Genomic DNA, 26,317 nt, shown 5'->3' on the forward strand with positions numbered 1-26,317 from the left:
CTGAACGGTAGGGGGCGCGCGATCTCGAACAAGCGTGTAGCTTGCCGGGTCAGGAGGCCGGGGGGCCAGTTTTCTGTGGGGATGGGGGCTTTCTCTATGGGCGTTCGGCTCATGGTGGTCGACGACCACCGACTGCTCGCCGAGGCGCTCGCCTCGGCACTGAAACTGCGCGGGCACCGGGTGCTCGCGGCGGCGGCGCCCACGGCGGGCGTCGCCGATCTGGTGGTGAGCAGGGCGCCGGAGGTGTGCCTGCTGGGCACGGCGGCGCCGGCCGAGCCGGGTGCCTTCGACCCGATCGTACGGATCAAGCGGGACCGGCCGCAGGTGGCCGTGGTGGTGCTGGGTCCGGTGCCGAGCCCGCGCGGGATCGCCGCGGCCTTCGCGGCCGGTGCCTCCGGTTATGTGCGCCACGACGAGCGCATCGAGGGTGTGGAACGAGCCATGATCAAGGCGCGGGCGGGCGAGGCGGCGGTGGCGCCGCAGCTGCTCCAGGGCGCCTTCACCGAGCTGCTCAACCCGGCGGCCCAGCCGGACGACGAGGGGCAGCGGCTGCTGCGGATGCTCACCCCGCGCGAGATCGAGGTGCTGGTGCGGGTCGCGGAGGGCGAGGACACCCGGCTGATCGCCGCCGGGATGGGGATCGCGCCGAGCACGGCCAGGACGCATGTCCAGCGGGTGCTGATGAAGCTGGGCGTGGGCTCCCGGCTGGAGGCGGCGGCGCTGGCGGCGCGTACGGGCCTGCTGGACCGGGCGGCCCCGGCCGACCCGCGCCGGGGCGACCCCCGCGATCACTGACGCGCACGGGACGCGGTGCGGCGCACGCGCGTAGCAGGGCCGTCGGCCCCACCCAGCTCGCACCTCGCCCACCTGCGCACCCCGTCCGCGCTCACTCCGCGCACTCCGCGCTGCCTCCGCGCACGCGGCGCACCTGGCGCACCCGGCGCACCCGGCGCACTCGGCTCCCCCGCGTGCCGGGCGCTCACTCACCCTGCTGACGAGTCCCGCCCACCCGCCCACCCGCGCACCCGCGCACCCGCGCACCCGCGCACCCGCGCGCACGCGTCCTTCCCGCATTGACGCTGCTGTTGGTTTGTGATTTGTTATGTTCGCTTCTGTTGAGCGGTGTAGGCGATGTGGGTGAGAGGCGACCGATGAAGAGGACGGTGACGCGGCTCGCCGACGGCCGCGAGCTGATCTACTACGACTCCCGCGACGACGCCGTACGGGACGCCGTCGACCGCAGGCCCCTCGGCCCCGTCGCCACCGCCTCCGAGATCCGCCATGACCCGCTGCTCGGCGACTCGGTCGCCATCGCCTCGCACCGCCAGGCCCGTACGTACCACCCGCCCGCCGACGAGTGCCCGCTCTGCCCCTCCCGCGACGGCCGGCTCAGCGAGATTCCGGACTCCGACTACGACGTCGCCGTCTTCGAGAACCGTTTCCCCTCCCTCGCGGGGGACTCCGGGCGCTGCGAGGTCGTCTGTTTCACCGCCGACCACGACGCCTCGTTCGCGGACCTCACCGAGGAGCGGACCGCTCTGGTGCTGGACGCCTGGACCGACCGTACCGCCGAGCTGGCCGCGCTGCCGCAGGTCGAGCAGGTCTTCGCGTTCGAGAACCGGGGCGTGGAGATCGGGGTGACGCTCGGCCATCCGCACGGGCAGATCTACGCGTACCCGTTCGTCACCCCCCGCTCCACGCTGATGCTCCGCTCCGCCAGCGAACACCGGGCCGCGACCGGCCGCAATCTCTTCGACGATCTCGTCGTCCGCGAGCGGACCGAGGGCGCCCGGGTGGTGCTGACGGGCGAGCACTGGGTGGCGTTCGTGCCGTACGCCGCGCACTGGCCGTACGAGGTGCATCTCTACCCCACCCGCCGGGTCCCCGATCTGCGGGCGCTCGACGACGCGGCCCGCGCGGAGTTCCCACAGGTTTATCTGGAACTCTTGAGGCGCTTCGACCGGATCTTCGGCGAAGGTGAACCGCCCACGCCCTATGTCGCCGCCTGGCACCAGGCGCCGTTCCGGGCCGCCGGGCGTGACGACTTCGCGCTTCACCTGGAGCTTTTCACCGTGCGCCGTACTTCCGGCAAGCTGAAGTTCCTCGCGGGCTCCGAATCCGGCATGAGTGTGTTCATCAATGACGTGCCACCGGAGGCCGCAGCCGAGCGACTGCGAGAGGTAGCGAGCGAGTGAGCAAGAAGTACCTGGTCACGGGCGGTGCGGGATATGTTGGCAGCGTGGTCGCGGCCCATCTGCTGAAGGCCGGGCACGAGGTGACCGTGCTGGACGATCTCTCCACCGGGTTCCGGGAAGCGGTACCGGCGGGCGCCGTGTTCATCGAGGGCCGGATCCAGGACTCCGCCGAGTGGCTGGACTCCTCGTACGACGCGGTGCTGCACTTCGCCGCGTCCTCACAGGTCGGCGAGTCCGTCGCCAGGCCCGAGAAGTACTGGGACAACAATGTCGGCGGCTCCATGGCGCTGCTCGCCGCGATGCGCTCGGCCGGGGTGCGCAAGCTGGTCTTCTCGTCCACCGCCGCGACCTACGGCGAGCCGGTCTCCACCCCGATCACGGAGTCCGACCCGACCGCCCCGACCAGTCCGTACGGCGCGACGAAGCTCGCCGTCGACCATATGATCGGCGGCGCGTGCGTGGCGCACGGCCTCGCGGCCGTCTCGCTGCGCTACTTCAATGTCGCGGGCGCGTACGGGAGTTACGGCGAGCGCCACGATCCCGAGTCCCATCTCATCCCGCTCGTCCTCCAGGTCGCGCTCGGCCGGCGCGACTCGGTCTCCGTCTTCGGCGAGGACTATCCGACCCCGGACGGCACCTGCGTGCGTGACTACATCCATGTCGCGGATCTCGCCGAGGCGCATCTGCGCGCGCTGGACGCGGCCGTCGAGGGCGAGCATCTGATCTGCAACCTCGGCAACGGCAACGGGTTCTCCGTACGCGAGGTCATCGAGACCGTACGCAAGGTCACCGGGCACCCGATTCCCGAGGTCGTGGCGGCGCGGCGGGGCGGCGACCCGGCCGTACTGGTCGCGTCGGCCGGGACGGCGCACGAGCGTCTCGGCTGGACCCCGAGCCGCGCCGATCTGGCGGGCATCGTCGCGGACGCGTGGGCGTTCGCGCGCCGCGAGGAGGCCCAAGAGGCCCAGGTGGTCCAAGAGGCTCAAGCGGCCCAGGAGACCCAGGAGATCCACGAGTGAGGGAGACCCAGGAGTGAGTGAGAGCGGTACCGCCGCCGGCGCCGTCGCCGACACCGTCGCCGAGGAGTTCCGGCGGCTCTACGGAGCCGAGCCCGAGGGCGTGTGGGCGGCCCCCGGCCGGGTGAATCTGATCGGTGAGTACACCGACTTCAACGACGGTTTCGTGATGCCGCTGGCACTGCCGCACCGGGCGGTCGCGGCGGTCTCCCGCCGTACGGACCAGGTCCTGCGGCTGCACTCCGCGGATGTCGCCGGGGGCGTGGTCCAGCTCGACACCGCCGCTCTCGAACCGCTCTCCGACACCGGCTGGGCCGCCTACCCGGCCGGTGTCGTCTGGGCGCTGCGCGCGGCGGGCCTCCCGGTGACCGGCGCCGACGTGCATCTCGCCTCGACCGTGCCGACCGGCGCGGGGCTGTCGTCCTCCGCCGCGCTGGAGGTCGTCACGGCACTCGCCCTGAACGAGCTGTACGGACTCGGCCTGACCCCGCCCGAACTGGCGGTGCTCGCGCAGCGCGCCGAGAACGCGTTCGTGGGCGTGCCGTGCGGAATCATGGACCAGATGGCCTCGGCGTGCTGCACGGAGGGGCACGCGCTGTATCTGGACACCCGCGATCTCTCCCAGCGCCAGGTGCCGTTCGACCTCGCGGCCCAGGGGCTCCGGCTGCTGGTCGTCGACACCCGCGTCAAGCACGCGCTCGGCGACGGCGCGTACGCGCGACGGCGCGCGGCGTGCGAGACGGGCGCGCGGGCGCTCGGGGTCCGCGCGCTGCGCGACATCCCGTACGGCGAACTGCCCGAGGCGCTCGCCCGGCTGGCCGGACAGAGCGAGGAGGTCCGCCGCTGCGTCCGCCATGTGGTGAGCGACGACCACCGCGTCGAGCGGACCATCGCGCTGCTGGACGCGGGCGATCTCCGCGCCGTCGGCCCCGTCCTGGTCGAGGGGCATGCCTCGCTCCGCGACGATCTGCGGGTCTCCTGCCCGGAACTCGACCTGGTGGTCACCACGGCCGTTGCGTCCGGCGCCCTGGGCGCCCGTATGACGGGCGGCGGCTTCGGCGGATCCGCGATCGTCCTGGTCGAGGAGTCCGACACGGAAGCGGTCACCAAGGCGGTCACCGAAGCCTTCGCGGCAGCGGGCTTCACACCCCCGCGCGTCTTCCCGGCCATCCCGTCCCCCGGCGCGCACCGCGTGTCCTAGGAGTACTCCCGTGACCGGGGTCTCCCAGGAGTGCGCCCGAGGCGCACCGGGTGTCCGGCGTCCCGGGAGTGCGCCCGAGGCCCGTCCCACACAGCCCGGCCGACGAGTTCTGCGAATTACCTTCCGCTCCGGGCCGACGGCCGTACGCTGATGCACAGCACCGGTGGGGGCCGGTGCTGATCAGGGGTGGAGTCAAGTCGGGTACGACGCCCGGGGTGGGGTAGGGGTCATCACACGGCGGCGGCCGTGCCACTGACGTACCACCGCACACCGGGCGCCGTGCCCGCGCTGTCCGCTCCCCGCCTTTCAGGGGGTGTCCATTGGTACGTATCCGGGTTCTGGTGGTGGACGACCACCGTATTTTCGCCGAATCGCTCGCAGCCGCGCTCGCGGCCGAGCCCGATGTGGATGTCGCGGCGGCGGGCAGTGGTCCCGCCGCGCTGCGCTGTCTGGACCGGGGAGCGGCCGAGGGGCGCAGATTCGATGTGATGCTCGTCGACGCCGACCTCGGCACGGTCGCGGGAGCGGCCGGAAGCACGGCGGCGGGACCGGTTCAGGTGCCGGTCGCGCGCGCCGTGCCGGACGACGGTGAGACGGTGCCGGTCGACGGCATCTCGCTGGTCGCCGGGGTCCGCTCCGGCCAGCCGTCCGTCCGTACGGTCGTGCTCGCCGAGAAGGACGACCCGCGCCGCGCCGCGCTCGCGCTCCAGGCGGGCGCGTCCGGCTGGGTCGCGAAGGACTGCTCGCTCCAACGGCTGCTCGCCGTGATGCGGGGCGTCCTGCGGGACGAGACGCATCTGCCGCCCGCCCTGCTCACGGGCGTGCTGCGGGAGCTGACGGCCGCGCGCAAGCACCGTACGGAGAGCGAACGGCTGGTCGAGTCGCTCACCCCGCGCGAGCGCGAGGTGCTGCGCTGCATGGTCGCGGGCCTCGGCCGCAAGGCCGTCGCCGAGCGGCTCTTCCTCTCTCCGCACACCGTCCGCACGCATATGCAGAACGTGCTGGGGAAGCTGGGCGTGCACTCGACGCTGGCCGCCGTGGCACTGGCGCGCAGGGCCGGTGTGGGTCCGGTGAGTCTGGCGGCCCAGCCCGCCACATCCACGGGCTGACCGGCGGCGGTCGCCGGACGGGCGGGGTCCCCGTACCCGTCCGGCGCCGTCGCCGTGGCCGGTGCGCCGTTCCACGTACGCGGCCGACCCGGCTACGCAGGTGACCGACCCGGCCACGCGACACGGCGCGCACGGAACAGGGCGCGCACGGAACACGGCGCGCACGGAACAGGGCCGGCCGGTGTGTGCCCGGTGCCGCGACCGGCGATGTCCGCCCGACGGGCAAAGCCTGCCGGGAGAGTGACTAGCTCGGGACGTTGTCGAACGGCGCCGTCAACTGGCGGAGCAGCGCGGCCAGTTCGACTCGCTGGGCGCGGGACAGCTCCGCGAGGATCGCGCGTTCCTGGGCCAGCAGTCCGGCGAGCGACTGGTCCGCGCGGTCGCGGCCCTCGGCGGTCAGCCGGACCAGCACCCCGCGCCGGTCGCTGGGGTCGGGCAGCCGCTCGACCAGGCCCTTCTGCGCCAGCCGGTCGATACGGTTCGTCATCGTGCCGGAGGTGACCAGGGTCTGGGTCAGCAGCTGGCCGGGGGAGAGCTGATACGGATCCCCCGCGCGGCGCAGCGAGGTCAGTACGTCGAACTCCCACGGCTCCAGCGCGTGCTCCGAGAACGCGATCCGGCGCGCGCGGTCGAGATGGCGGGCCAGCCTGCTGACACGGCTGAGGACCTCGAGTGGTTCCACGTCGAGGTCGGGGCGCTCTCGGCGCCATGCCGCTACCAGTCGGTCGACCTCGTCCTCCATGACGATCAGTGTAGAGGGTCCCTCGACATGAAGTCTCTTGACGTCAAGATATATCCGGGTGCAGGCTGGGACCGAACCGCCGCAGGCCGCTCCGGCAGGCCGACCCGTGACCGCGATGGGGGCTCGACCATGCACTCCGCACCGTCCGCACCGACCTGGGATCCCGCCCAGTACCTCCGGCACGCGGGCTTCCGCAGCCGCCCGTTCCTGGACCTGCTCGCCCGCGTCCCCGAGCCGCCAGGCACCTCCGCCGCCTCCGCCGGGCCCGCGTCCGCCGCCTCCGCCGGGTCCGCGACTCCCGCAGGCACCGGGCCCGCGTCCGCCGCCTCCCCCCGGACGCTCAGGATCGCCGACCTCGGCTGCGGCCCCGGCAATGTCACCGCGCTGCTCGCCGACCGCTGGCCGGCCGCCCGTATCACCGGCTTCGACAACTCGCCGGAGATGCTCGACCGGGCCAGGAAGGAGTACGCCGGCCGCACCCAGGGCGGCGGGGCGATGGAATTCCGGGCCGCCGACCTCACACGCTGGACCCCCGAGGAACAGGCGTACGGACTGATCGTCTCCAACGCCGCCCTCCAGTGGGTCCCCGGCCACGCCGACTCCTTCGCCGGATGGCTCGACGGCCTCACCCCCGGCGGTTTCCTCGCCTTCCAGGTCCCCGGCAACTTCAACGCCCCGAGCCACGCCCTGCTCGCCGAGCTGTGCGAGTCACCTCGCTGGCGCGAGCGGCTGGCCCGTCCCGACCGGCGCGTGAACGCCGTTCTCGAACCAGCCGCCTATCTCGCACGGCTGACGGACCTCGGCTGTGCGGCGGACGTCTGGGAGACCACCTACCTCCAGCGGCTCACCGGCGAGGATCCGGTGCTCGACTGGGTGAAGGGGACGGCGCTACGGCCCGTCCTCACCGCGCTCGACGGGGACGCGAAGGCGACGGAGGAGTTCGTGGGGGAGTACCGCGAACTGCTCCGCGCGGCCTACCCGCCGGGACCGCACGGCACGGTCTTCCCGTTCCGCCGGATCTTCGCCGTCGCCCGCAAGGAGGCGTGACCACCTGACCGGCACGTCGCGCCGTGGGACGGGTGGGGATTGGGACGGGTGGGGATCCCGGAAGCCGCGAACGCCGTACGGGCGGCATCCCCGTACGGCGTTCGCGGTGGTGCGGGGACCCGGCGGAGCCGCCAGGGTCCCCGCACCTCAGATCTTGCGGTGGCCTATCAGCCGGGGCTTCGGCTCCAGCCCCTCCAGACCGTGCCACGCCAGATTCACCAGATGCGCGGCGACCTCGGCCTTCTTCGGCCGGCGGGTGTCCACCCACCACTGACCCGTCAGCGCCACCATGCCCACCAGCGCCTGCGCGTACAGCGGCGCCAGCTTCGGATCGAAGCCACGGGCCTTGAACTCCATACCGAGAATGTCCTCGACCTGGGTGGCGATATCGCTGATCAGCGACGCGAAGGTGCCCGTGGACTGCGCGACCGGGGAGTCACGGACCAGGATGCGGAAGCCGTCCGTATACGTCTCGATATAGTCGAGCAGCGCGAACGCGGCCTGTTCCAGCAGCTCACGGGGGTGCCCGGCGGTCAGCGCACCGGTCACCATGTCCAGGAGCTGACGCATCTCGCGGTCCACGACCACCGCGTACAGCCCCTCCTTGCCGCCGAAGTGCTCGTAGACGACAGGCTTGGACACCCCGGCCTTCGCCGCGATCTCCTCCACCGACGTGGCCTCGAAGCCCTTCTCCGCGAAGACGGTACGGCCGATGTCCAGCAGCTGCTCACGGCGTTCCGCACCGGTCATCCGGACCCGGCGGGCGCGTCGGCTCCCCGTGGTCCGGCCCTTCTCGGTGCTGCCCTGCTTGCTGGTACTGCCGTCGATCGCCACGGTGCCCATCATGCCTTGGCAGGTGCGCTCTTGCGCCGTGAGTCCACCCGGGAAGCGCTGGGCCAGCGCACGTCCGACGCCCAGCCCAGCAGCTCGAACCAGCGGATGAACCTGGCACTGGAATCGACCTGGCCCCTGAGCACACCGTGCCGCGCGCTGGTCGGGTCCGCGTGATGGAGGTTGTGCCACGACTCACCGCAGGAGAGCACCGCGAGCCACCACACATTGCCCGAACGGTCACGCGACTTGAAAGGACGCTTGCCGACCGCGTGACAGATCGAATTGATCGACCACGTGACATGGTGCAGCAGCGCCACCCGGACCAGCGAACCCCAGAAGAACGCCGTGAAGGCACCCCACCAGGACATCGTCACCAGACCGCCGACCAGCGGCGGAAGCGCCAGCGAGACGACCGTCCACAGCGCGAACTGTCGGGAGATCGAGCGGATCGCCGGGTCCTTGATCAGATCCGGCGCGTACTTGTGCTGCGGAGTCTGCTCCTCGTCGAACAGCCAGCCGATATGCGCCCACCACAGCCCCTTCATCAGGGCCGGCAGCGTCTCGCCGAACCGCCAGGGCGAGTGGGGATCACCCTCGGCGTCCGAGAACTTGTGATGCTTGCGGTGGTCCGCCACCCAGCGGACCAGCGGACCCTCCACGGCCAGCGAACCGGCCACGGCGAGCGCGATCCGCAGCGGGCGCCTCGCCTTGAAGGAACCATGGGTGAAGTAACGGTGATAGCCGATCGTGACGCCATGGCAGCCGATGTAGTACATGACCACCATCAGGCCCAGATCGAGCCAGCTCACCCCTCCCCACGTCCAGGCCAGCGGCACCGCCGCGAGCAGGGCGAGGAAAGGGATGACGATGAAGAGCAGCAGAGCGATCTGCTCGATGGACCCCTTGCTGTCCCCGCCGAGCGTGGCGGAGGGAAGCGGGGCGCCGTCTGCGGACTGGGGAGGAAGGGAGGAATCTTCGATCACATCGGGGGGTGTGGTCATTGGGGTCCCCTGGGGTGAGGAATGGGGCAGAAACCTGGATACGGGTGCGTAACCTACGGCATCGTAAGTATGGCAGCGCCGAACGCCGCGACAAGAGGCCTGTGGATAACACCAGGCGAAGGACACCTATCCTTGTGGACGTCGGACAGCGCGGTCCGCGAAGTCTCCAGAACCCTCCAGACGTGCTCAAACACTGCAAGGAGCCGCACCTGTGAGCAGTGCCGACCAGACCCCATCCGCCAGCGCGGAGCTGCGCTCAGACATCCGCCGTCTAGGTGACCTGCTGGGCGAGACCCTCGTACGCCAGGAAGGCCCCGAACTTCTCGACCTGGTCGAGCGTGTACGCGCGTTGACACGCGAGAACGGCGAGGCAGCGGCCGAACTCCTCGGCGACACCGACCTGGAGACCGCGGCCAAACTGGTCCGCGCCTTCTCCACCTACTTCCATCTCGCCAACGTCACCGAACAGGTCCACCGCGGCCGGGAAATGCGCGAACGGCGCGCGGCCGAGGGCGGGCTCCTGGCCCGTACCGCCGACCGGCTCAAGGACGCCGACCCGGAGCATCTGCGCGAGACCGTCAAGAACCTCAACGTACGGCCCGTGTTCACCGCGCACCCCACCGAGGCCGCGCGCCGCTCCGTACTGAACAAGCTCCGCCGCGTCGCCGAACTGCTGGAGGCACCGGTCATCGCCTCCGACCGGCGCCGCCACGATCTGAGGCTCGCCGAGTCCATCGACCTCATCTGGCAGACCGACGAACTCCGCGTCGTACGGCCCGAGCCCGTCGACGAGGCGCGCAACGCCATCTACTACCTGGACGAACTGCACGCCGGCGCCGTCGGCGACGTCCTGGAGGACCTCGTCGGCGAGCTGGAGCGCGTCGGCGTCGAACTGCCGCCCGGCACCCGCCCGCTCACCTTCGGCACCTGGATCGGCGGCGACCGCGACGGAAACCCGAACGTCACCCCCCAGGTCACCCGCGAGGTGCTGATCCTCCAGCACGAGCACGGCATCACCGACGCGCTGGAACTCATCGACCAGCTCCGCGGCCAGCTCTCCAACTCCATCCGCTACACCGGCGCCACCGAGGAACTGCTCACCTCCCTGCGGACCGATCTGGAGCGGCTCCCCGAGATCAGCCCCCGCTACAAGCGGCTCAACGCCGAGGAGCCCTACCGCCTCAAGGCGACCTGCATCCGCCAGAAGCTCGTCAACACCCGCGAGCGCCTCGCCAAGGGCACCCCGCACGACGACGGCCGCGACTATCTCGGCACCGCCGAACTGCTCGACGACCTCACCCTCATCCAGACCTCCCTGCGCGAACACCGCGGCGGCCTCTTCGCCGACGGCCGCATGGACCGTACGATCCGTACGCTCGCCGCCTTCGGCCTCCAGCTCGCCACCATGGACGTACGGGAACACGCCGACGCCCACCACCACGCGCTCGGACAGCTCTTCGACCGGCTCGGCGAGGAGTCCTGGCGCTACAGCGACATGCCGCGCGACTACCGGCAGAAACTGCTGGCCAAGGAACTGCGCTCGCGCCGCCCCCTCGCGCCCAGCCCCGCCCCCCTCGACGCCGCCGGACACAAGACCCTCGGCGTCTTCCACACCGTCAAGGAAGCCTTCGAGCGCTTCGGCCCCGAAGTCATCGAGTCGTACATCATCTCCATGTGCCAGGGCGCCGACGACGTCTTCGCCGCCGCCGTATTGGCCCGCGAGGCCGGGCTGATCGATCTGCACGGCGGCTGGGCCAAGATCGGCATCGTGCCGCTGCTGGAGACCACCGACGAACTGCGCGCCGCCGACGTCATCCTCGACGAGATGCTCGCCGACCCCTCCTACCGCAGGCTCGTCTCGCTGCGCGGCGACGTCCAGGAGGTCATGCTCGGCTACTCCGACTCCTCCAAGTTCGGCGGCATCACCACCTCCCAGTGGGAGATCCACCGGGCCCAGCGCCGGCTGCGCGACGTCGCCCACCGCCACGGCGTACGGCTGCGGCTCTTCCACGGCCGCGGCGGCACCGTCGGCCGCGGCGGCGGCCCCTCCCACGACGCGATCCTCGCCCAGCCCTGGGGCACGCTGGAGGGCGAGATCAAGGTGACCGAACAGGGCGAGGTCATCTCCGACAAGTATCTGATCCCCTCCCTGGCCAGGGAGAATCTGGAACTGACCGTCGCCGCCACCCTCCAGGCCTCCGCCCTGCACACCGCGCCGCGTCAGTCCGGCGAGGCACTGGCGCGCTGGGACGCGGCGATGGACACCGTCTCCGACGCCGCGCACGCCGCGTACCGCGGCCTCGTCGAGGACCCCGACCTGCCCGCGTACTTCTTCGCCTCCACCCCCGTCGACCAGCTCGCCGACCTCCATCTCGGCTCCCGCCCCTCCCGGCGGCCCGACTCGGGCGCCGGGCTCGACGGACTGCGGGCCATCCCCTGGGTCTTCGGCTGGACCCAGTCACGCCAGATCGTGCCCGGCTGGTACGGCGTCGGCTCCGGACTGAAGGCACTGCGCGAGGCCGGACCCGACACCGTGCTCGACGAGATGTACGAGCACTGGCACTTCTTCCAGAACTTCCTCGCGAACGTCGAGATGACGCTCGCCAAGACCGATCTGCGGATCGCCCGCCACTACGTGGACACACTCGTGCCGGACGAGCTGAAGCATGTCTTCGCCGGCATCGAGACCGAGCACGCGCTCACCGTGGCGGAGGTGCTGCGGATCACCGGCGGCGAGAAGCTCCTCGACTCCAACCCGGCGCTCCAGCAGACCTTCGCGATCCGGGACGCCTATCTCGACCCGATCTCCTACCTCCAGGTCTCGCTGCTGGCACGCCAGCGCGCGGCGGCCGAGCACCAGGAGACCCCGGACCCGCTGCTCGCGCGGGCCCTGCTGCTGACGGTCAACGGGGTCGCGGCGGGACTGCGCAACACCGGCTGACCACGGCCTGATGTACGGCACCGCCCCGCTCCGGGACATCCGGGCGGGGCGGTTCCGTACGGTACGGGAGCGGATTCGTACGGTACGCGCGCGAGCGGGCTCGTACGGTACGCGCGCGGCGCGCGGCCGGTCAGACCGCGAAGAACGCGGCCAGCAGCAGCGCCACGCCCGCCAGCGCCGTCCCCCACGCCGTCCGGGTCAGCCGCAGCCCGCCGCCGACGATCAGGGAAGCCAGCAGCAGCGCCCCGCCGAGCGGCACCCACGCGTACAGCAGACCGGGCGTACCCGTACGCACCAGCTCGTCCGTATCGGGCTTCACCACGACCGGGAACCGCTCGCCCTTCTTCACGGCGACCGACTGCCCGATCGTCATCCCGGCACGCGGCCCCTGCGGTCCGTCCGGGTCGTAGGGCCCGGTGCAGCTCTCGTCCGCACAGCGCTCCACCGTCAGCGTGCCGTGCTCACGGCCCTTGGCGAGCACCACATGCTGGGCCGAGCTCCAGGACGACCAGACACCCGCGACCAGGAGCAGCAGGGCGATACAGGCCATCGCCGCCCGGCGGCCGAACGACAGCATGCGGTCGGAATTGCTCCGCTTCCCCTTCATAGGGCGGGATCTTTGGCCATGGGCACATGCCCGGTCAACTTCCGGCCGCGGAACGACGGGGAATGCGGAGGTTGTCAGGAGTTGTACGTGCTCTGCGCGCGCTCCAGCCCCTCCAGCACCAGCGCCTCCACCGCGTCCGCCGCCCGGTCCACGAAGTAGTCCAGCTCCTTGCGCTCCGTCGACGAGAAGTCCTTCAGCACGAAATCCGCCACCTGCATCCGGCCCGGCGGCCGGCCGATCCCGAACCGCACCCGGTGATAGCCAGGACCCATCGCCTTCGTCATCGACTTCAGCCCGTTGTGGCCGTTGTCCCCGCCGCCCAGCTTCAGCCGCAGCGTGCCGTAGTCGATGTCCAGCTCGTCATGGACCGCGACGATCCGCTCCGTCGGCACCTTGTAGAAATCACGCAGCCCGACGACCGGGCCCCCGGAGAGGTTCATATACGACGTGGGCCTGGCCAGTACGACCCGGCGGCCCGAAGGACCCGGCGGACCGAACCGGCCCTCGACCACCGTGGCCTGCGCCTTCTGCGCCCGCCGGAACGAACCGCCGATACGGGCCGCCAGCAGATCGGCCACCATGAACCCGACATTGTGCCGGTTGGCGGCATAGCCCGGACCCGGGTTCCCCAGGCCCACGACCAGCCAGGGGGCGTTGGCATCTGTCGTCATCCGCGCTGCGTCTCCTCGCATACGTATACGGGTGCGGAACGAACGTACGGGCGGTGCGCCCAGTGGCCCCGGCGGTGCCCCGCCCGATGGCCCGCGCGGTGCCCCGCCCGGTGACCCGCGCGGTGCTCCGCACAGGCGAACGGGGTGGCGGGCCGTTCGGCGGCCCGCCACCCCGTGGGGCACAGCGTACGGATCAGGCCTCGGCGCCCTCGGCGGCGCCCTCGCCCTCCGCGGCCGGCTCCTCGGCCTGCGCCGACAGGATCTGGATGACGACCGCGTCCTCGTCCGTCACCAGCGTCGTGCCGGACGGCAGCGGGACATCCTTGGCCACGATCGAGTCACCGGCGTCCAGACCCGCGACGGAGACCGTGACGGAGTCCGGGATATGGGTGGCCTCGGCCTCGACGGTCAGGGTGTTGAGCACGTTCTCCAGCAGGTTGGCGCCCGGGGCCAGCTCGCCCTCGGTGTGCACCGCGACCTCGACGGTGACCTTCTCGCCGCGCTTCACCGCGAGCAGGTCGACATGCTCGATGTGACCCCTGATCGCGTTGCGCTGCACGGCCTTCGGGATGACCAGCTCGCTGCGGCCCTCGATGTCCAGACCGATCAGCGCGTTCGCGGTCTTCAGCGCCATCATCAGGTCGTGGCCCGGCAGGGTCACATGGACGGTGTCCGCGCCGTGGCCGTAGATGACCGCGGGGACCTTGTTGGCGCGACGCGTACGGCGGGCGGCGCCCTTGCCGAACTCGGTACGGATCTCCGCGCTGATCTTCACTTCAGCCATGGCTGCACTCCTCGTAGTAATGAGCGAAAGGTGACCGGAATCGGCCGTCACCCGGCCACGACAGGCCTGCTACGAAGAGCGCGTCGATAACGGACCGCCGCACCGGAACAGTGCGGCCTCCCTCGCCGAGCAACTCGCTGAGTCTACCCGGCGGGGAGGCCGCCCAGAAATCGATCTTCCGCAAGCGGTGCAACCCGCCCAAGCGGTACAAGCAGGGACGTTACGCCTGCTCCTCGAAGAGACTCGTCACAGAACCGTCCTCGAAGACCTCACGCACCGCACGGGCGATCGTCGGCGCGATCGACAGAACCGTGATCTTGTCCAGATCCAGATTGCCCGGATCCGGCAGCGAATTCGTGAACACGAACTCGCTCACCTGCGAGTTCTTCAAGCGATCGGCCGCCGGACCCGACAGCACACCATGCGTCGCCGTCACGATCACATCCTCCGCGCCATGCGCGAACAGCGCGTCCGCCGCGGCGCAGATCGTGCCACCCGTATCGATCATGTCGTCGACCAGCACACACACCCGGCCCGCCACATTGCCGACCACCTCGTGGACCGTCACCTGATTCGCGACATCCTTGTCACGCCGCTTGTGAACGATCGCCAGCGGCGCGCCCAGCCGGTCGCACCAGCGGTCCGCGACCCGCACCCGGCCCGCGTCCGGAGACACCACCGTCAGCTTCGACCGGTCCACCTTCCCCGCCACATAGTCCGCCAGGACCGGCAGCGCGAAGAGATGATCCACCGGACCGTCGAAAAAGCCCTGGATCTGATCGGTGTGCAGATCCACCGTCAGGATCCGGTGCGCACCCGCCGTCTTCATCAGATCCGCCACCAGCCTGGCCGAGATCGGCTCCCGGCCGCGGTGCTTCTTGTCCTGACGGGCATAGCCGTAGAAGGGAACGATCACCGTGATGCTCCGGGCCGAAGCCCGCTTCAGAGCATCGATCATGATGAGCTGTTCCATGATCCACTTATTGATCGGAGCCGTGTGGCTCTGGATCAGAAAACAGTCCGCACCGCGCGCCGACTCCTGATACCGGACATAGATCTCACCATTGGCGAAATCGAATGCCTTGGTGGGCACAATCCCCACACCCAGTTGATGGGCAACCTCCTCGGCCAGCTCGGGGTGGGCGCGGCCGGAAAAGAGCATCAGCTTCTTCTCGCCGGTCGTCTTGATCCCGGTCACAGCACTGTCTCCTCAGACGTGTTGACGGCCGCTGCGCCCGCGTGTCCCCTGCGAGCCAGCCGAATCGTGCAGATATCACGGTACGCCGAGAACGGCGCATCTGTTTCCGGTCAGCTTTCGCTCTCGGCGCTCCCGGGCACCGTACGAGCCGTCTCGGCCGCCTGCGCCGCGGCACTCCCCGGACGCTTCCTGGCCACCCAACCCTCGATATTCCGCTGCTGGCCCCGGGCGACGGCCAGCGCACCCGCCGGAACATCCTTCGTGATCACCGACCCGGCCGCCGTGTACACACCGTCCCCGACAGTGACAGGCGCCACAAACATATTGTCCGCACCCGTCCGGCAGTGAGACCCGATCGTCGTGTGGTGCTTGTGCACCCCGTCGTAGTTCACGAAGACGCTCGCCGCGCCGATGTTCGTGTGCTCGCCGATCGTCGCGTCCCCCACATACGACAGATGCGGCACCTTCGTGCCCTCACCGATCGTCGCGTTCTTCAACTCCACATACGTACCGGCCTTCGACCGCACCCCCAGCCGCGTACCCGGCCGCAGATAGGCGTACGGACCCACCAGCGCCGCCTCACCCACCACCGCGCCGTCCGCGACCGTATTGTCCAACCGGGCGCCCGCGCCGACCTGGGTGTCCCTCAGCCGCGAATTCGGCCCCACCTCCGCGCCCTCGGCCAGATGCGTGGACCCGAGAAGCTGCGTACCCGGATGCACCACCGTGTCCGGCTCGAACGTCACCGTCACATCCACCAGCACCGACGCCGGATCGACCACCGTCACCCCCGCCAGCATCGCCCGCTCCAGCAACCGCCCATTCAGCAGCCGGCGCGCCTCCGCGAGCTGGACCCGGTTGTTGATCCCCAGGATCTCCCGGTGATCGACCGCGACCGACGCACCCACCCGGTGCCCGGCCTCCCGCAGAATGCCCAGCACATCCGTGAGGTACTCCTCACCCTGGCTGTTGTCCGTACGGACCTTCCCCAGCGCGTCCGCGAGCAGCTGCCCGTCGAACGCGAACACCCCCGAATTGATCTCCCGGATCGCGCGCTGCGCGTCGGTGGCGTCCTTGTGCTCCACGATCGCCGTGACCGCGCCGCTCGCGCCGTCCCTGACGATCCGCCCGTACCCGGACGAGTCCGGAACCTCGGCGGTCAGCACCGTCACCGCGTTACCGTCGGCCGCGTGGGTCGCGGCCAGCGCCCTGAGCGTCTCACCGGTCAGCAGCGGGGTGTCACCGCATACGACGACCACGGTCCCGTCGGGCGTCCCGCCCAACTCCTGAAGCCCGATCCGCACCGCGTGCCCGGTGCCGTTCTGCTCGGCCTGATAGGCGGTGCGCACCCCCTCGTACGCGGCGGAAAGATGCCCCTCGACCTGCTCCCGGGCATGGCCTACAACGACGACGAGCTGCTCGGGCCCCAGCTCACGGGCCGCGGACACGACATGTCCGACGAGCGAGCGCCCGCAGACCTCATGCAGAACCTTGGGAGTCCTGGACTTCATGCGGGTCCCTTCACCCGCTGCGAGAACGACGACGGCTGCCGGGCGGATGGCGCTCACGGGAATGCCCTTCGGCTTTCGGGTGGTGGACACCCGCAGGATACCGGGGGGTTTCGACGCGGAAACGAGGACGGGTCCCGACCGGTGCGGTCGGGACCCGAACTTGTTGGCTCCGCCGGCTGGATTCGAACCAGCGTCTCAAGGCTCCAAAGGCCTGCGGGATGCCGCTACCCCACGGCGGATCACCACGCCAGACCTTACCGGAGTGTCGAGGCGACACCTGCCGCGATGCCACCCCACCAGCCTTCAACCTGCCGGTACAGCCGGGCGCTGTTGGCGACGCGGATTCTCAAGCAGCCTCGGTAGCCTTCTCCGCGGTTGAGGCGGCTCGTACCTGCATTGTCCCGCTTGATGCAGGGCTTCAGGAAATCCTCCGCAGGAACGCCTGTGACCTCGGACCAGAATCGAGTCGCGTCCGCGAGGTCGGCTGAGTCGTGGATGTGCAGACTGCAGCGCATCCTGTGGCGTGCGACTCCAAGTAGTTCGAGCCAGCGAACGTACGTGCGGATCATGCCGACGTCGCTGTTGATGAACGTCAGGCTCTCCCGACGAGCGTACGTCTTGTCCTTCGTGCCCTTGGCCCAGTACAGCGCGGCGCCGAGAAGCAGCAGCTCGCGATCGCTGATGTCGCCAACCTGCTGAAAAGCGTCCGAGGTGAGCTGCCGGCGCTCTTCGTCGCGCGACGCGCGGAACGCGGAGTGGGCCTCTTCGAGGCGCTGCATCTTTTCGATGTTCGTCCATCGTGGCGCGGGCTTCGGAAGGTCCCGGACCCAGGCCGAGATGGATGCCTTCGAAACCCCGAGTTGCGCTTGGATCTCGTCGTAGGTGAAGCCCTGAGCGCGAAGCTCTCTGGCCTTGAGTCGCGTGCCGTCCTTCGCGTTCGGGCGCTTCGTCCACTCAGGCGGAGGTTCGCCTTCCAGTAGGCGGCTGAGGGTGTCGTTGTTGTGGATCTCCAGCCGCTGGCGTATCTGGCGACGGCTGAGGCCTTCACGGCGCAGTGCAACCGCCTGTGCGCGGAGTCCCTCGAAGTCGGCATATTTGCTGTGGATTGCTGTCATAGGGGTGATCGTCGGCCAGAATCCGGACGCGCGGATCGAATGCGCGGGCTATTCACCAGTTCGAGGGATCGACGCGTGTTCCCGGCGTGTTCGGTCGCGTTCCGTGGTGGGGCGGTCGCCGGAAAATGGGGTGCGGGCGCCCGTAGGGTGGGAGACATGACCACAACGGGGGCACATCAGGACGCCGCGGGAGTGACTCCCCGCGGTTTGTGGTGGTGGGGGCGGCGGCGTAGTGCCGTGCTGGATGTGGGGCTGGCGCTGGTGTCGGCGCTGGAGTGTGCGCTGGAGGGGGTCCGGTTCGCGGACACCGCCGCGCTGCCGGTGCCGCTGGGGGTGCTGTTCGGGCTGTTCGCGGGGGCGGTTCTGCTGGTGCGGCGGCGGTGGCCGTTCGCCGTGGTGCTGGTCTCGATCGCGATCACGCCGGCGGAGATGGGCTATCTGATGGGGCTGGTCGGGCTGTACACGCTCGCCGCCTCGGAGGCGCCGCGCAGGATCATCGGCGCGCTGGCCGGGATGTCGCTGGTGGGGACGTTGATCGTCACGTTCGTACGGACCCGGCAGAACGTGGCGGACACGGCGTTCGACTCGGCGCGCTGGTATGTGCCCGTGGTCGCGGTTCTGATGTCGGTGGGGCTGACCGCGCCGCCGGTGCTGTTCGGGCTCTATGTAGGGGCGAGACGGCGGCTGATGGAGAGCCTGCGGGAGCGGGCGGACAGTCTGGAGCAGGAGCTTTCGCTGCTCGCCGACCGCGCGGAGCAGCGTGCGGAGTGGGCGCGTACGGAGGAGCGGACGCGGATCGCGCGTGAGATGCACGATGTGGTGGCGCATCGGGTGAGTCTGATGGTGGTGCACGCGGCGGCGTTGCAGGCGGTGGCGTTGAAGGATCCGCCGAAGGCGGTGAAGAACGCGGCGCTGGTGGGCGATATGGGGCGGCAGGCGCTGACGGAGCTGCGGGAGATGCTCGGGGTGCTGCGGGCGGGTGAGCAGGTGGCGGCGCGCAAGGCGGCGGATGGTGTGCCGGGGGAGGTGTTCTCGCCGGGGGTTCCGCTGGCGGCTGTGGGGCGGGCGGCGGCCGCCGCGGCCGCCGCGGCGGCGGGGGACGGTCCTGGTATGGGGGACATAGAGGCGTTGGTGGGCCAGTCCCGGGAGACGGGGATGGTGGTGGAGCTTTCGGTGCAGGGGGAGTCGCGTCCGTATGCGCCGGAGGTGGAGCAGACGGCGTACCGGGTGGTGCAGGAGGCGCTGACGAATGTGCTGAAGCACGCGGCGGGCGCGAAGGTGATGGTCCGGCTGGCGCACCGGGAGGCGGAGGTCGCGATGCAGGTGGAGAACGGGCCTTCGGACGGTGGTGCGCAGGACGCGGGGCTGCCGAGCGGGGGCAATGGTCTGGTGGGGATGCGGGAGCGGGTGCTGGCGCTGGGCGGGGTGTTCGTGTCGGGGGAGACGGACGCGGGGGGTTTCCGGGTGTCGGCGGTGCTGCCGGACCGCGCGTCCGCGTAGGGCCGGTCGTTCGGGAACCGGTGTTTGCGGGCCGGTGTTTGCGCGCCGGTGTCTGTGGGCTGGTGTTCGCGGGCCGCTGGGACGGTCCTGTGGTGGGTTTTCGGCCGCTGACGGTTCCGGGGCCGGCCGGGGCGGAGTCGGCCCGGCGGGCGGGGTCAGCCCGTGGCCGAGGTCGGCCCGAGAGACGGGCCGGAGTCAGCTCGGGGGCGGGGTCAGCCCGTGGCCGAGGTCAGTCTTGCCGGTTCCATGCCGGTGAGCAGTGTGCCGAGTGCCTGGTCGAGGTCCGGGCCCAGGTACCAGTCGCCGGTGTGGTCGATGCTGAAGACGCGTCCGGTGGTGTCGATGGCGAGGACGGCCTGTCCGTCGTTCTCCTCGCCGAGCGGGCTGATCTCGGTGTCCAGGGACCGGCCGAGGTCCGCGAGGGTGCGGGCGAGGTGGAGGCCGGCCAATGGGTCGATCAGTACGGAGGCGGGGGCTATCTGGCGGCCGGGTCCGGGCGCGGTGAGGCGCAGTCCGCCGAATTCGGCCCAGGCCTCGACGGCGGCGGGGAAGACGTTGAGCCGGTGTCCGGCGGGTGTGATGTGGGCGCGCAGGGCGTCGGCCCATTCCTCGGCCTGCCGCATGTCCCGGCGTCCTGGCCGCCAGCCCGCTTCGCGCAGTGCGGCGTCGACGGGTACGGGGAAGCGGGTGGTGTCGAGGTCGGGCATGGTCAGCCGTTCTGGGTGGGGTCGACGGGGCGTACGCCGAAGTGTGCGAGGAGTGCCGAGCAGGAGCGGCAGGGCGGGGCGTAGCCGCCGTGCAGCGGGTCGCCGTCCTCGCGGATGCGGCGGGCCGTCAGTTTGGAGTGTTTGAGGGTGCGGCGTGCTTCGCCGTGGGTGAGGGGTTTGCGGCGGGCTCGTTTGGAGCGGTCGGCCTCGGCGGCGGTGAGGTGACGGGAGAGCAGGATCGCCTCGGGGCAGCGTCCGGTGAAACGTTCCCGTTGGCCGCTGGTGAGGGTGTCGAGGAAGTCCTGTACGAGGGGGTGGAGTTCGGGTGGCTGGTCGCCCTTGCCTCCGGTGCAGGTGAGGGTCGTCCGGCCGCGTACGGAGAGCGCGGCGGCGACGGCGGGCAGGATGCCGTCGCGGCGCCTGTGGAGTACGGGCGGACGGTGTGGTTCGGTGCTGCTCCAGCCGAGGCGTGGGTCGCCGGATGCGTCTGTTGATGCGGTGTGCAAGTGCTGTCCCCTCCCCGTGCCCGCGGCTGGTAGCCGCTGGTGTCACGCCCCCGGTTGTGTGGACAGACTGCCAAATACGCCGGGCGGTCGGGAAGCTGGGGCGTGAATCATGGCGTGGCGTCGGCGCTGGGTCACCCGCGCGTGACCGTTGGTCACCGGTTCGAGGGAGGCGTGGTGGCCGGGGTGGACGCGGGGAGGATGATCGGATCGGCCCTGTGGAGGAGCGTCGGAGCCCCTCTTGTCCCACCGCATAGGCTGTGCGCCATCAGGGCTGTGGAACCAGCCGGAAGCACCAGGGGGCAACCGCCATGACGACAGGTCGGCTCGGGCAGCAAGCCGCGCCACCGAACGCGGCCTACGCCGGGCAGGTCGTGCATTTCCCGGACCCGGTCCGGGCTTCCCGGCATCCCAGAGGGGTGCGGGTGGACGACGCCGGCTTTCCGGATTTCTCGCCGTACGCGCGCGCGGCGGTGGAGATAGCCGAGCCTCCGGAGGGGTTCGGTGTGGACGAGTTGCGGCTGACGGACTATGTGTCGGCCAATGCCGCGCTGCATGCCTCGGGGCATGAGCTGTGGGACACGGTCCCCTCGGTGGCGACCCCGCACGGCTGGACGTGGCACCATCTTCCGGCCTCGCGCCGGCTGGTACTGGTGCCGGTCGAGGTGAAGGCGCTGCTGCGGCATCACGGCGGCCTGACGACGACGGCCGTGGACCACGGCAAGCGCGGCACGCGTCCGCTCCAGGAGACCCGGCCGGTGCACTTCGGGCTGCCGAAGGGCGCGGTGTCGGTGAGCGAGCAGCAATTGCAGGGGGTCGAGGAGGATCTCGGCTATCGGCTGCCCGGTGCGTATCGCGCGTTCCTGAAGGCGGCGGGCGGCTGCGCGCCGGTGGGCGCGGCGCTCGATCCGGAGCTGGGGCTGCTGGTGGACCAGCCGTTCTTCACGGTGCGTGAGGAGGCCGCGGTCAATGACCTGGTGTATGTCAACAAGTGCCTGCGGGACCATCTGACCAAGGACTATCTGGGTGTCGCCTTTGTCCAGGGCGGCATTCTCGCGGTGAAGGTGCGGGGTGACCGGGTGGGTTCGGTCTGGTTCTGCGCGTACGACGACGCCAGGGACCAGGACGGCTGGAGCGTGCAGGAGCGGGTGGAGCGGCTGCTGCTGCCCTGCGGTGAGGACTTCGACGCTTTTCTGCTGAGGTTGGCGGGCAGTCCGCCGGAGCTGGAGACCGTGGCGAACCTGATGGTGGACGGCGGCTTCGCGCGCGCCGTCCCGGTGGAGGGATGAGCGCGATGGTGACCTTCGCGCAGGCGCAGGAGCGCGCGGAAGAGTGGGTCAATGGCGATCTGCCCGGATATCAGCACCGGGAGGTGCGGGTAAGGGAGTTCGAGCTGGGCTTCGTCGTCTGGGCGGAGGACCGCGAGGCGGGGCCCACGTCGGACGGCGGCCGGCAGCGGCTGGTCATCGCGCGGGACAGCGGTGAGGCCACGCTGTGGCCGGGGCTCCCGGTGGGCGAGGTGATCCGCCGGTACGAGGAGGAGTACGGGGTGCCGGAGGCGCCGCCGGCCGCGCCGGAGCCGCCGAGGCGTATCGATCTGAATCAGACGTCGTTCCTGCTGACCCCGCCGGAGTGGCTCCAGGAGGCGGCGGACAGACGGGGGGCTCCGGATCCGTCTCCGGCGGTGTCCCCGTCGGCCGTTCCGGGTGCCGGACCGGTCTCGGGGCCCGCGCCTTCGCCCGCGCTGTCGTCCCCGCCCCCATCCCCGGCCCCGTCTCCGTCCGCTCCGTCTGCTCCGTCTGCTCCGGCCGCTCCTTCGCCGTCGTCGCCGGGGGGCGGTTACGGCGGTGGCGGTGGCCGCGCGTATGTGCCGGCCGCCGGTGGCGGTGCGGCCGTCCCGTCCTCGGCGGCGGCCGCCGGGGCCACACCCTGGGCAGGGACGGACACCAATGGCGCCGGCTCGGCCGACGAGGGTTCCGTACCGCTGCCCGCGACGGTCTTCGCGCCGCCGCTGTCCGGTTCGGACGACGATGACACGCCGCCGGTCGTGGGCGCCGAGGCGCCGACGGCGCTGATGTCGGGGGGCAGCCGACTGCCGTCCACGGCGGTGAGCCCGATGCCGGGCGGGGCGCCGCCGCAGTCGGGGCCGGGTGCGCCCGGCGCTCCGGCGGGTGGTTATCTGCCCACGCAGTTGGTCTCGAACGCGGGTCCCGAGGGAGCACGGCCGCCGGGTCCGCCCGCCCCTCCTGGTCCCCCTGGTCCGCCCGCCCCTCCCGGCCCTCCTGGTCCGCCCGCTCCTCCTGGCCCCCCTGGCCCGCCCGGTGCCCCGGGTGCGCCGTCCGACGGAGCGCATCTGGCCGAGACGATGCTCGCGGGGCCGGGCCCGTCGGGTCCCCCTGGTCCGCCCGGACCCCCGGGACCTCCCGGCGCCCCGGGTGGCCCCGGTACGCCTCCGGGCGGACACGCGGCGACGATGCTCGCCGGTCCGAACCACGGCGCTCCGGGCGTTCCACAGCCTCCCGGCCCTCCTGGTCCGCCCGGCGCCCTGGGCGCCCCGGGCGCTCCCGCGCAGCCTCCTGGTCCTCCCGGTCCGCCCGGTCCGCCCGGTCCTCCTGGTGTGCCGCCCGGTGGGGCGCCCCTTGCCGCGACGATGCCGGCGGGATCCGGCCAGGCCGGTCCCGTACCGCCGTCGGCTCCGCGGCCTCCTGGTGTGCCCGGGGCCCCCGGGGTGCCGCCGGGCATGCCCGGTCCCGTGCCGCCGCCGGCCCAGGGGCAGCCTCCGGCGTACGGCTATCCGCAGCAGCCGCCCGGTCCGCCGACCGTCGGGCCCGGCTATCAGGCCGTGCTCCGCTATCGCGCGCCCGACGGCTCGGAGGCCCAGCTCATCCGGCGCTCCGCGCCCGGCACCCCGCACCCCGAGTGGCAGATCCTGCATGAGCTGCGCGCGCTGAACGTGCCGCCGCAGCAGGTGCTCGAACTGCACACGGAGCTGGAGTCGTGCGAGCTGCCCGGCGGGTACTGCGCGCGGATGATCCGGGAGACCTGGCCGCAGGTGCGGATCACCAGCGTCGCGCCGTACGGCCAGGATCACGCGAGCAGGCAGCAGGGCATGCGGCATCTGCTCACCCACCAGGGCGAGTTGCACCAGGTCGCGGACGGGCCCGCGCGGCCCGCGCCGGTCCGTGCCCCGCTGCCCCCGATGGCGCCCGCGCCGCCGGTTCCGCCGGAGGGGGTCGCGCAGGAGCTGCTGGGGGCGTTCGGTCCGCAGGGCATCTGCCGGTTCGACCAGCGGGCGGTGTCCCGTCAGGGCGTGCCGGAGATCGTGGCGCGCACGCTGGTGTGGGCGGGGCTGCCGGCCGACTTCGGTCCGTTCTTCTGGGCGCAGCCTCCGCATCCGGTGATGCCGACACTGGCCGAGCTGGCCGCGCAGCGGCAGGTGCACGCCGCGCCTGACGCGGGTTCGTATCTGGTGGTGGGCAGCGACTTCGGGCGCGCGCTCTGTGTCCAGTACGGCACGGCGCACATCATGGCGGTGCCGGTGGAGGCGGGCCCCGGCGGGCAGTCGGTGCCGCCGCAGTTCGTCAACACGGGACTGCCCGAGTTCACCAGGTCGCTGGCGCTGCTGGGCCGGATGTGGCGGCTGCGCTTCGGTCTCAACCCGGAGCAGGCGGGCCGCTGGACGGTCGACTTCCAGGCGCAGCTCGTGTCGCTGGACGCGGCGGCGCTGTCGTCGCCGGAGAACTGGTGGTCGGTGCTGCTGGAGCAGATGTGGGACGGGCTGCTGTGAGGTCCGTCGGAGGTGCGCGGCGCGTGACGCGCGGCGCGTGACGCGCGGGGGCCGGGACCTGGTAGGGGGTTTCCGGCCCGCCGCGCGGCGGGCCCGTACGGCTCGGACGCCCTTGTGCCTCGCGGGACTTACGGGCTCACGGGCTTCACGGGACTCACAGGTCTTACGGGACTCAAGGGGTCTTACGGGCCCACGGACCTCACGGGAAGCTGAGCGTGCGGGCGAACAGCGTGACCAGGATCAGCACCACCGGGAAGCAGACCAGGAACATGGCGAACGTGTAGCCCATGATGTCGCGTGCCTTGAGGCCGAGGATCGTCAGCGTGGGCAGCATCCAGAACGGCTGGAGCAGATTGGCACTGGCCTCGCCGAGGTCGTAGACCACGACCACCCAGCCCTGGTTGACATGGAGCTGGTTGGCCGCGTCCAGGACGTACGGCGCCTCGATGACCCACTTGCTGCCGCCGCTGGGGACGAAGACCCCGAGGACGGCGCTGTAGATGGCGATGAAGGCCGGGTAGAAGAACTCGTTCGAGACGGACACCAGCCAGCCGGCGATGGTCTTGCTCAGCCCGGTGAAGGCGATCATCCCGAAGATCCCGCCGTACAGCGGGAATTGGAGCAGTACGCCCGAGGCCGCCGGTGTTCCGTCCTTGACGGCCTGGGCCAGGCGTACGGGCCGCCAGTTCAGGATGAGCGCCAGCAGGATGAGGATGAGATTGACGGTGTTGAGGTCCAGGGCGTTGAGGGCGCTGCCCTCCGCGCGGGCGAAGTGCCGTGCCAGGTACCACACACCGAGTGCGAACAGCAGGATCGCGAAGACGGGGCTGTACTCGATCCACTCGCCGGGCCGGCCGCGGCGCAGCGGCGAACGCTGCTCGGCCACGCTGGGGCCCAGTTCTATGCCGAGCTGTTCGGCCGTCTTCGCGCGCTCCGGTGAGGGTGACAGGAACCAGGCCATGCCCACGGCGACGACGAAGATGATCGCGGTGGCCGCCATGCCCTGCCACAGGAAGATGGTCTCCGTCAGCGGGATCAGACCGCTGCCGCGCCCCTCCGCGATGACCTCCTGGACGGCGGGCGGGCTCGACGCGGCGCTGGCGACCTGGAGCGCCGCCGACCCGGACAGGCCCTGGGCCCAGACGGTGCCGAGTCCGAGGAAGGCCATCGCGCCCAGGGCCCGGTAGTCCACCCCCGTGACCCTGCGGGCGATCTCCTTGGCGAGGATCGCCGTGAAGATCAGGCTGAACGCCCAGTTGAGATAGGACGTCACCATCGCGACGGCGGCCGTGAACGCGACGGCCCCGCGCGGTGTCCGGGGTACGAGCGCGATCCTGCCGATCAGCCGGCCGACCGGGGGCGAGACCGCGACCGCGTATCCGGCGATAATGATCATCGCCATCTGTAGTGTGAAGGTGATCAGGGACCAGAATCCCTGGCCCCACGCGTCCACCAGCCCGTATCCGGTCGTCGCGGCCGGATCCGAGGGGGCGCCGTAGAGGCTCTCACCGGTCGCGAGGCCGAGCGCGAAGACCGCGAAGGTGCCCACCAGTACGAAGCCCAGCGCGTCGGGCAGCCATCTCTCGGAGAAGGCCGTGAAGCGCAGCGCCATCCGTGCCGGCCAGGGTTCCCGGCCGGTCGTCACGTCCGGATCCGGCTCCTGTGGGGGTGCCGTGGTCATCGGGTGTCCTCACTGTCGGGTCAGCCTGTCGGGTCGGCCGACGGGGGAGGATCTTGGGCCCGGGGTGACCGGAACACAATGGAGTCGGACCACATAGCACCCGGCCCCTTCATAGGTGCGCCCCACTTCCGGAGCGTGGTGGTGTGCACATCGGGAGGGTGGGGGTG

At 71.0% G+C, this 26,317-nt stretch carries 22 protein-coding genes and 1 tRNA gene; 10 read left to right on the forward strand and 13 right to left on the reverse strand.

What is annotated here, in order from left to right; genetic code table 11:
* Positions 1–96: 96 nt before the first annotated feature.
* From OG214_RS23985 to OG214_RS24005, 5 genes are all read left to right on the forward strand, one after another.
* Entirely contained in the window at positions 97–795 is a 699-nt protein-coding gene (locus OG214_RS23985) for a LuxR C-terminal-related transcriptional regulator (protein ID WP_363083359.1), read from the forward strand.
* A 356-nt stretch (positions 796–1,151) separates the two neighbouring features.
* On the forward strand, positions 1,152–2,195 hold the full coding sequence (gene galT / locus OG214_RS23990; protein WP_405985921.1) for a galactose-1-phosphate uridylyltransferase: 1,044 nt from the start codon (positions 1,152–1,154) through the stop codon (positions 2,193–2,195).
* On the forward strand, positions 2,192–3,214 hold the full coding sequence (gene galE, locus OG214_RS23995) for a UDP-glucose 4-epimerase GalE (RefSeq protein ID WP_405985922.1): 1,023 nt from the start codon (positions 2,192–2,194) through the stop codon (positions 3,212–3,214). Before galT ends, galE begins: the two co-directional genes overlap by 4 nt.
* 13 nt (positions 3,215–3,227) lie before the next feature.
* Positions 3,228–4,412, forward strand: coding sequence for a galactokinase (gene galK / locus OG214_RS24000; RefSeq protein ID WP_405985923.1), 1,185 nt, complete (start codon positions 3,228–3,230; stop codon positions 4,410–4,412).
* Between the two features lie 320 nt (positions 4,413–4,732).
* A complete protein-coding gene (locus OG214_RS24005) occupies positions 4,733–5,521 on the forward strand; it encodes a LuxR C-terminal-related transcriptional regulator (protein ID WP_382856075.1) in 789 nt (262 codons plus the stop codon).
* 244 nt (positions 5,522–5,765) lie between these two features.
* On the opposite strand, the gene tamR is transcribed toward OG214_RS24005, so the two are convergent.
* A complete protein-coding gene (gene tamR / locus OG214_RS24010) occupies positions 5,766–6,263 on the reverse strand; it encodes a MarR family transcriptional regulator TamR (protein WP_363086324.1) in 498 nt (165 codons plus the stop codon).
* A gap of 129 nt (positions 6,264–6,392) precedes the next feature.
* Between tamR and OG214_RS24015 the strand changes: the two genes are divergently transcribed.
* Positions 6,393–7,310, forward strand: a complete 918-nt coding sequence (locus OG214_RS24015; RefSeq protein ID WP_405985924.1) for a methyltransferase domain-containing protein — start codon at positions 6,393–6,395, stop codon at positions 7,308–7,310.
* A 147-nt stretch (positions 7,311–7,457) separates the two neighbouring features.
* Here the strand turns inward: OG214_RS24015 and OG214_RS24020 are convergent, their stop codons facing one another.
* Together OG214_RS24020 and OG214_RS24025 are read right to left on the reverse strand one after the other, a co-directional pair.
* On the reverse strand, positions 7,458–8,153 hold the full coding sequence (locus OG214_RS24020; RefSeq protein ID WP_365901573.1) for a TetR/AcrR family transcriptional regulator: 696 nt from the start codon (positions 8,151–8,153) through the stop codon (positions 7,458–7,460).
* Complete coding sequence (locus OG214_RS24025) at positions 8,153–9,145, reverse strand: acyl-CoA desaturase (RefSeq protein ID WP_405985925.1); 993 nt, start codon at positions 9,143–9,145, stop codon at positions 8,153–8,155. The genes OG214_RS24020 and OG214_RS24025 overlap by 1 nt, the downstream gene beginning before the upstream one ends.
* 211 nt (positions 9,146–9,356) lie before the next feature.
* Here OG214_RS24025 and ppc point away from each other — a divergent pair, with 211 nt between their 5' ends.
* Entirely contained in the window at positions 9,357–12,086 is a 2,730-nt protein-coding gene (ppc, locus tag OG214_RS24030; RefSeq protein ID WP_363085472.1) for a phosphoenolpyruvate carboxylase, read from the forward strand.
* A 130-nt stretch (positions 12,087–12,216) separates the two neighbouring features.
* Here the strand turns inward: ppc and OG214_RS24035 are convergent, their stop codons facing one another.
* The 7 genes from OG214_RS24035 to OG214_RS24065 all read right to left on the reverse strand — a co-directional run bounded on the left by OG214_RS24035 (position 12,217) and on the right by OG214_RS24065 (position 17,972).
* Complete coding sequence (locus OG214_RS24035; RefSeq protein WP_363085471.1) at positions 12,217–12,693, reverse strand: hypothetical protein; 477 nt, start codon at positions 12,691–12,693, stop codon at positions 12,217–12,219.
* Between the two features lie 74 nt (positions 12,694–12,767).
* Positions 12,768–13,364 (reverse strand): aminoacyl-tRNA hydrolase, encoded by a 597-nt coding sequence (pth, locus tag OG214_RS24040; RefSeq protein WP_382856086.1) that lies wholly within the window; start codon positions 13,362–13,364, stop codon positions 12,768–12,770.
* A gap of 193 nt (positions 13,365–13,557) precedes the next feature.
* Positions 13,558–14,148, reverse strand: a complete 591-nt coding sequence (locus tag OG214_RS24045; protein WP_363081106.1) for a 50S ribosomal protein L25/general stress protein Ctc — start codon at positions 14,146–14,148, stop codon at positions 13,558–13,560.
* A 220-nt stretch (positions 14,149–14,368) separates the two neighbouring features.
* The gene (locus tag OG214_RS24050) at positions 14,369–15,346 is read right to left on the reverse strand and encodes a ribose-phosphate diphosphokinase (RefSeq protein ID WP_363081107.1); all 978 of its coding nucleotides are present in this window, start codon (positions 15,344–15,346) and stop codon (positions 14,369–14,371) included.
* 110 nt (positions 15,347–15,456) lie between these two features.
* Complete coding sequence (gene glmU / locus OG214_RS24055) at positions 15,457–16,914, reverse strand: bifunctional UDP-N-acetylglucosamine diphosphorylase/glucosamine-1-phosphate N-acetyltransferase GlmU (RefSeq protein WP_363081108.1); 1,458 nt, start codon at positions 16,912–16,914, stop codon at positions 15,457–15,459.
* A gap of 107 nt (positions 16,915–17,021) precedes the next feature.
* A tRNA-Gln gene (locus tag OG214_RS24060) sits at positions 17,022–17,096 on the reverse strand.
* Between the two features lie 15 nt (positions 17,097–17,111).
* On the reverse strand, positions 17,112–17,972 hold the full coding sequence (locus tag OG214_RS24065; RefSeq protein WP_405985926.1) for a hypothetical protein: 861 nt from the start codon (positions 17,970–17,972) through the stop codon (positions 17,112–17,114).
* Between the two features lie 156 nt (positions 17,973–18,128).
* Between OG214_RS24065 and OG214_RS24070 the strand changes: the two genes are divergently transcribed.
* Positions 18,129–19,472 (forward strand): sensor histidine kinase, encoded by a 1,344-nt coding sequence (locus tag OG214_RS24070; RefSeq protein ID WP_405985927.1) that lies wholly within the window; start codon positions 18,129–18,131, stop codon positions 19,470–19,472.
* 212 nt (positions 19,473–19,684) lie between these two features.
* On the opposite strand, the gene OG214_RS24075 is transcribed toward OG214_RS24070, so the two are convergent.
* On the reverse strand, positions 19,685–20,179 hold the full coding sequence (locus OG214_RS24075) for an SUKH-3 domain-containing protein (RefSeq protein ID WP_363081111.1): 495 nt from the start codon (positions 20,177–20,179) through the stop codon (positions 19,685–19,687).
* 2 nt (positions 20,180–20,181) lie between these two features.
* Positions 20,182–20,685 (reverse strand): YwqJ-related putative deaminase, encoded by a 504-nt coding sequence (locus OG214_RS24080; RefSeq protein WP_363081112.1) that lies wholly within the window; start codon positions 20,683–20,685, stop codon positions 20,182–20,184.
* A gap of 308 nt (positions 20,686–20,993) precedes the next feature.
* Here OG214_RS24080 and OG214_RS24085 point away from each other — a divergent pair, with 308 nt between their 5' ends.
* Complete coding sequence (locus OG214_RS24085; RefSeq protein WP_363081113.1) at positions 20,994–21,971, forward strand: SMI1/KNR4 family protein; 978 nt, start codon at positions 20,994–20,996, stop codon at positions 21,969–21,971.
* Positions 21,968–24,469, forward strand: coding sequence for an SUKH-4 family immunity protein (locus tag OG214_RS24090; protein ID WP_405985928.1), 2,502 nt, complete (start codon positions 21,968–21,970; stop codon positions 24,467–24,469). The genes OG214_RS24085 and OG214_RS24090 overlap by 4 nt, the downstream gene beginning before the upstream one ends.
* A 199-nt stretch (positions 24,470–24,668) precedes the next feature.
* Here OG214_RS24090 and OG214_RS24095 read toward each other — a convergent pair whose 3' ends face one another.
* The gene (locus OG214_RS24095) at positions 24,669–26,150 is read right to left on the reverse strand and encodes a TIGR00366 family protein (RefSeq protein ID WP_363081115.1); all 1,482 of its coding nucleotides are present in this window, start codon (positions 26,148–26,150) and stop codon (positions 24,669–24,671) included.
* Positions 26,151–26,317: the final 167 nt, after the last annotated feature.

This window comes from Streptomyces sp. NBC_00872 (assembly GCF_045161915.1).
GTDB lineage: Bacteria > Actinomycetota > Actinomycetes > Streptomycetales > Streptomycetaceae > Streptomyces.

Coding starts and splice junctions, on each gene's coding strand:
- OG214_RS23985 (WP_363083359.1), top strand. CDS start 97: ATGGGCGTTCGGCTCATGGTGGTCGACGACCACCGACTGCTCGCCGAG.
- galT (WP_405985921.1), top strand. CDS start 1,152: ATGAAGAGGACGGTGACGCGGCTCGCCGACGGCCGCGAGCTGATCTAC.
- tamR (WP_363086324.1), bottom strand. CDS start 6,263: ATGGAGGACGAGGTCGACCGACTGGTAGCGGCATGGCGCCGAGAGCGC.
- OG214_RS24015 (WP_405985924.1), top strand. CDS start 6,393: ATGCACTCCGCACCGTCCGCACCGACCTGGGATCCCGCCCAGTACCTC.
- OG214_RS24020 (WP_365901573.1), bottom strand. CDS start 8,153: ATGGGCACCGTGGCGATCGACGGCAGTACCAGCAAGCAGGGCAGCACC.
- OG214_RS24025 (WP_405985925.1), bottom strand. CDS start 9,145: ATGACCACACCCCCCGATGTGATCGAAGATTCCTCCCTTCCTCCCCAG.
- OG214_RS24035 (WP_363085471.1), bottom strand. CDS start 12,693: ATGAAGGGGAAGCGGAGCAATTCCGACCGCATGCTGTCGTTCGGCCGC.
- pth (WP_382856086.1), bottom strand. CDS start 13,364: ATGACGACAGATGCCAACGCCCCCTGGCTGGTCGTGGGCCTGGGGAAC.
- OG214_RS24045 (WP_363081106.1), bottom strand. CDS start 14,148: ATGGCTGAAGTGAAGATCAGCGCGGAGATCCGTACCGAGTTCGGCAAG.
- OG214_RS24065 (WP_405985926.1), bottom strand. CDS start 17,972: ATGACAGCAATCCACAGCAAATATGCCGACTTCGAGGGACTCCGCGCA.
- OG214_RS24070 (WP_405985927.1), top strand. CDS start 18,129: ATGACCACAACGGGGGCACATCAGGACGCCGCGGGAGTGACTCCCCGC.
- OG214_RS24075 (WP_363081111.1), bottom strand. CDS start 20,179: ATGCCCGACCTCGACACCACCCGCTTCCCCGTACCCGTCGACGCCGCA.
- OG214_RS24085 (WP_363081113.1), top strand. CDS start 20,994: ATGACGACAGGTCGGCTCGGGCAGCAAGCCGCGCCACCGAACGCGGCC.
- OG214_RS24090 (WP_405985928.1), top strand. CDS start 21,968: ATGAGCGCGATGGTGACCTTCGCGCAGGCGCAGGAGCGCGCGGAAGAG.
- OG214_RS24095 (WP_363081115.1), bottom strand. CDS start 26,150: ATGACCACGGCACCCCCACAGGAGCCGGATCCGGACGTGACGACCGGC.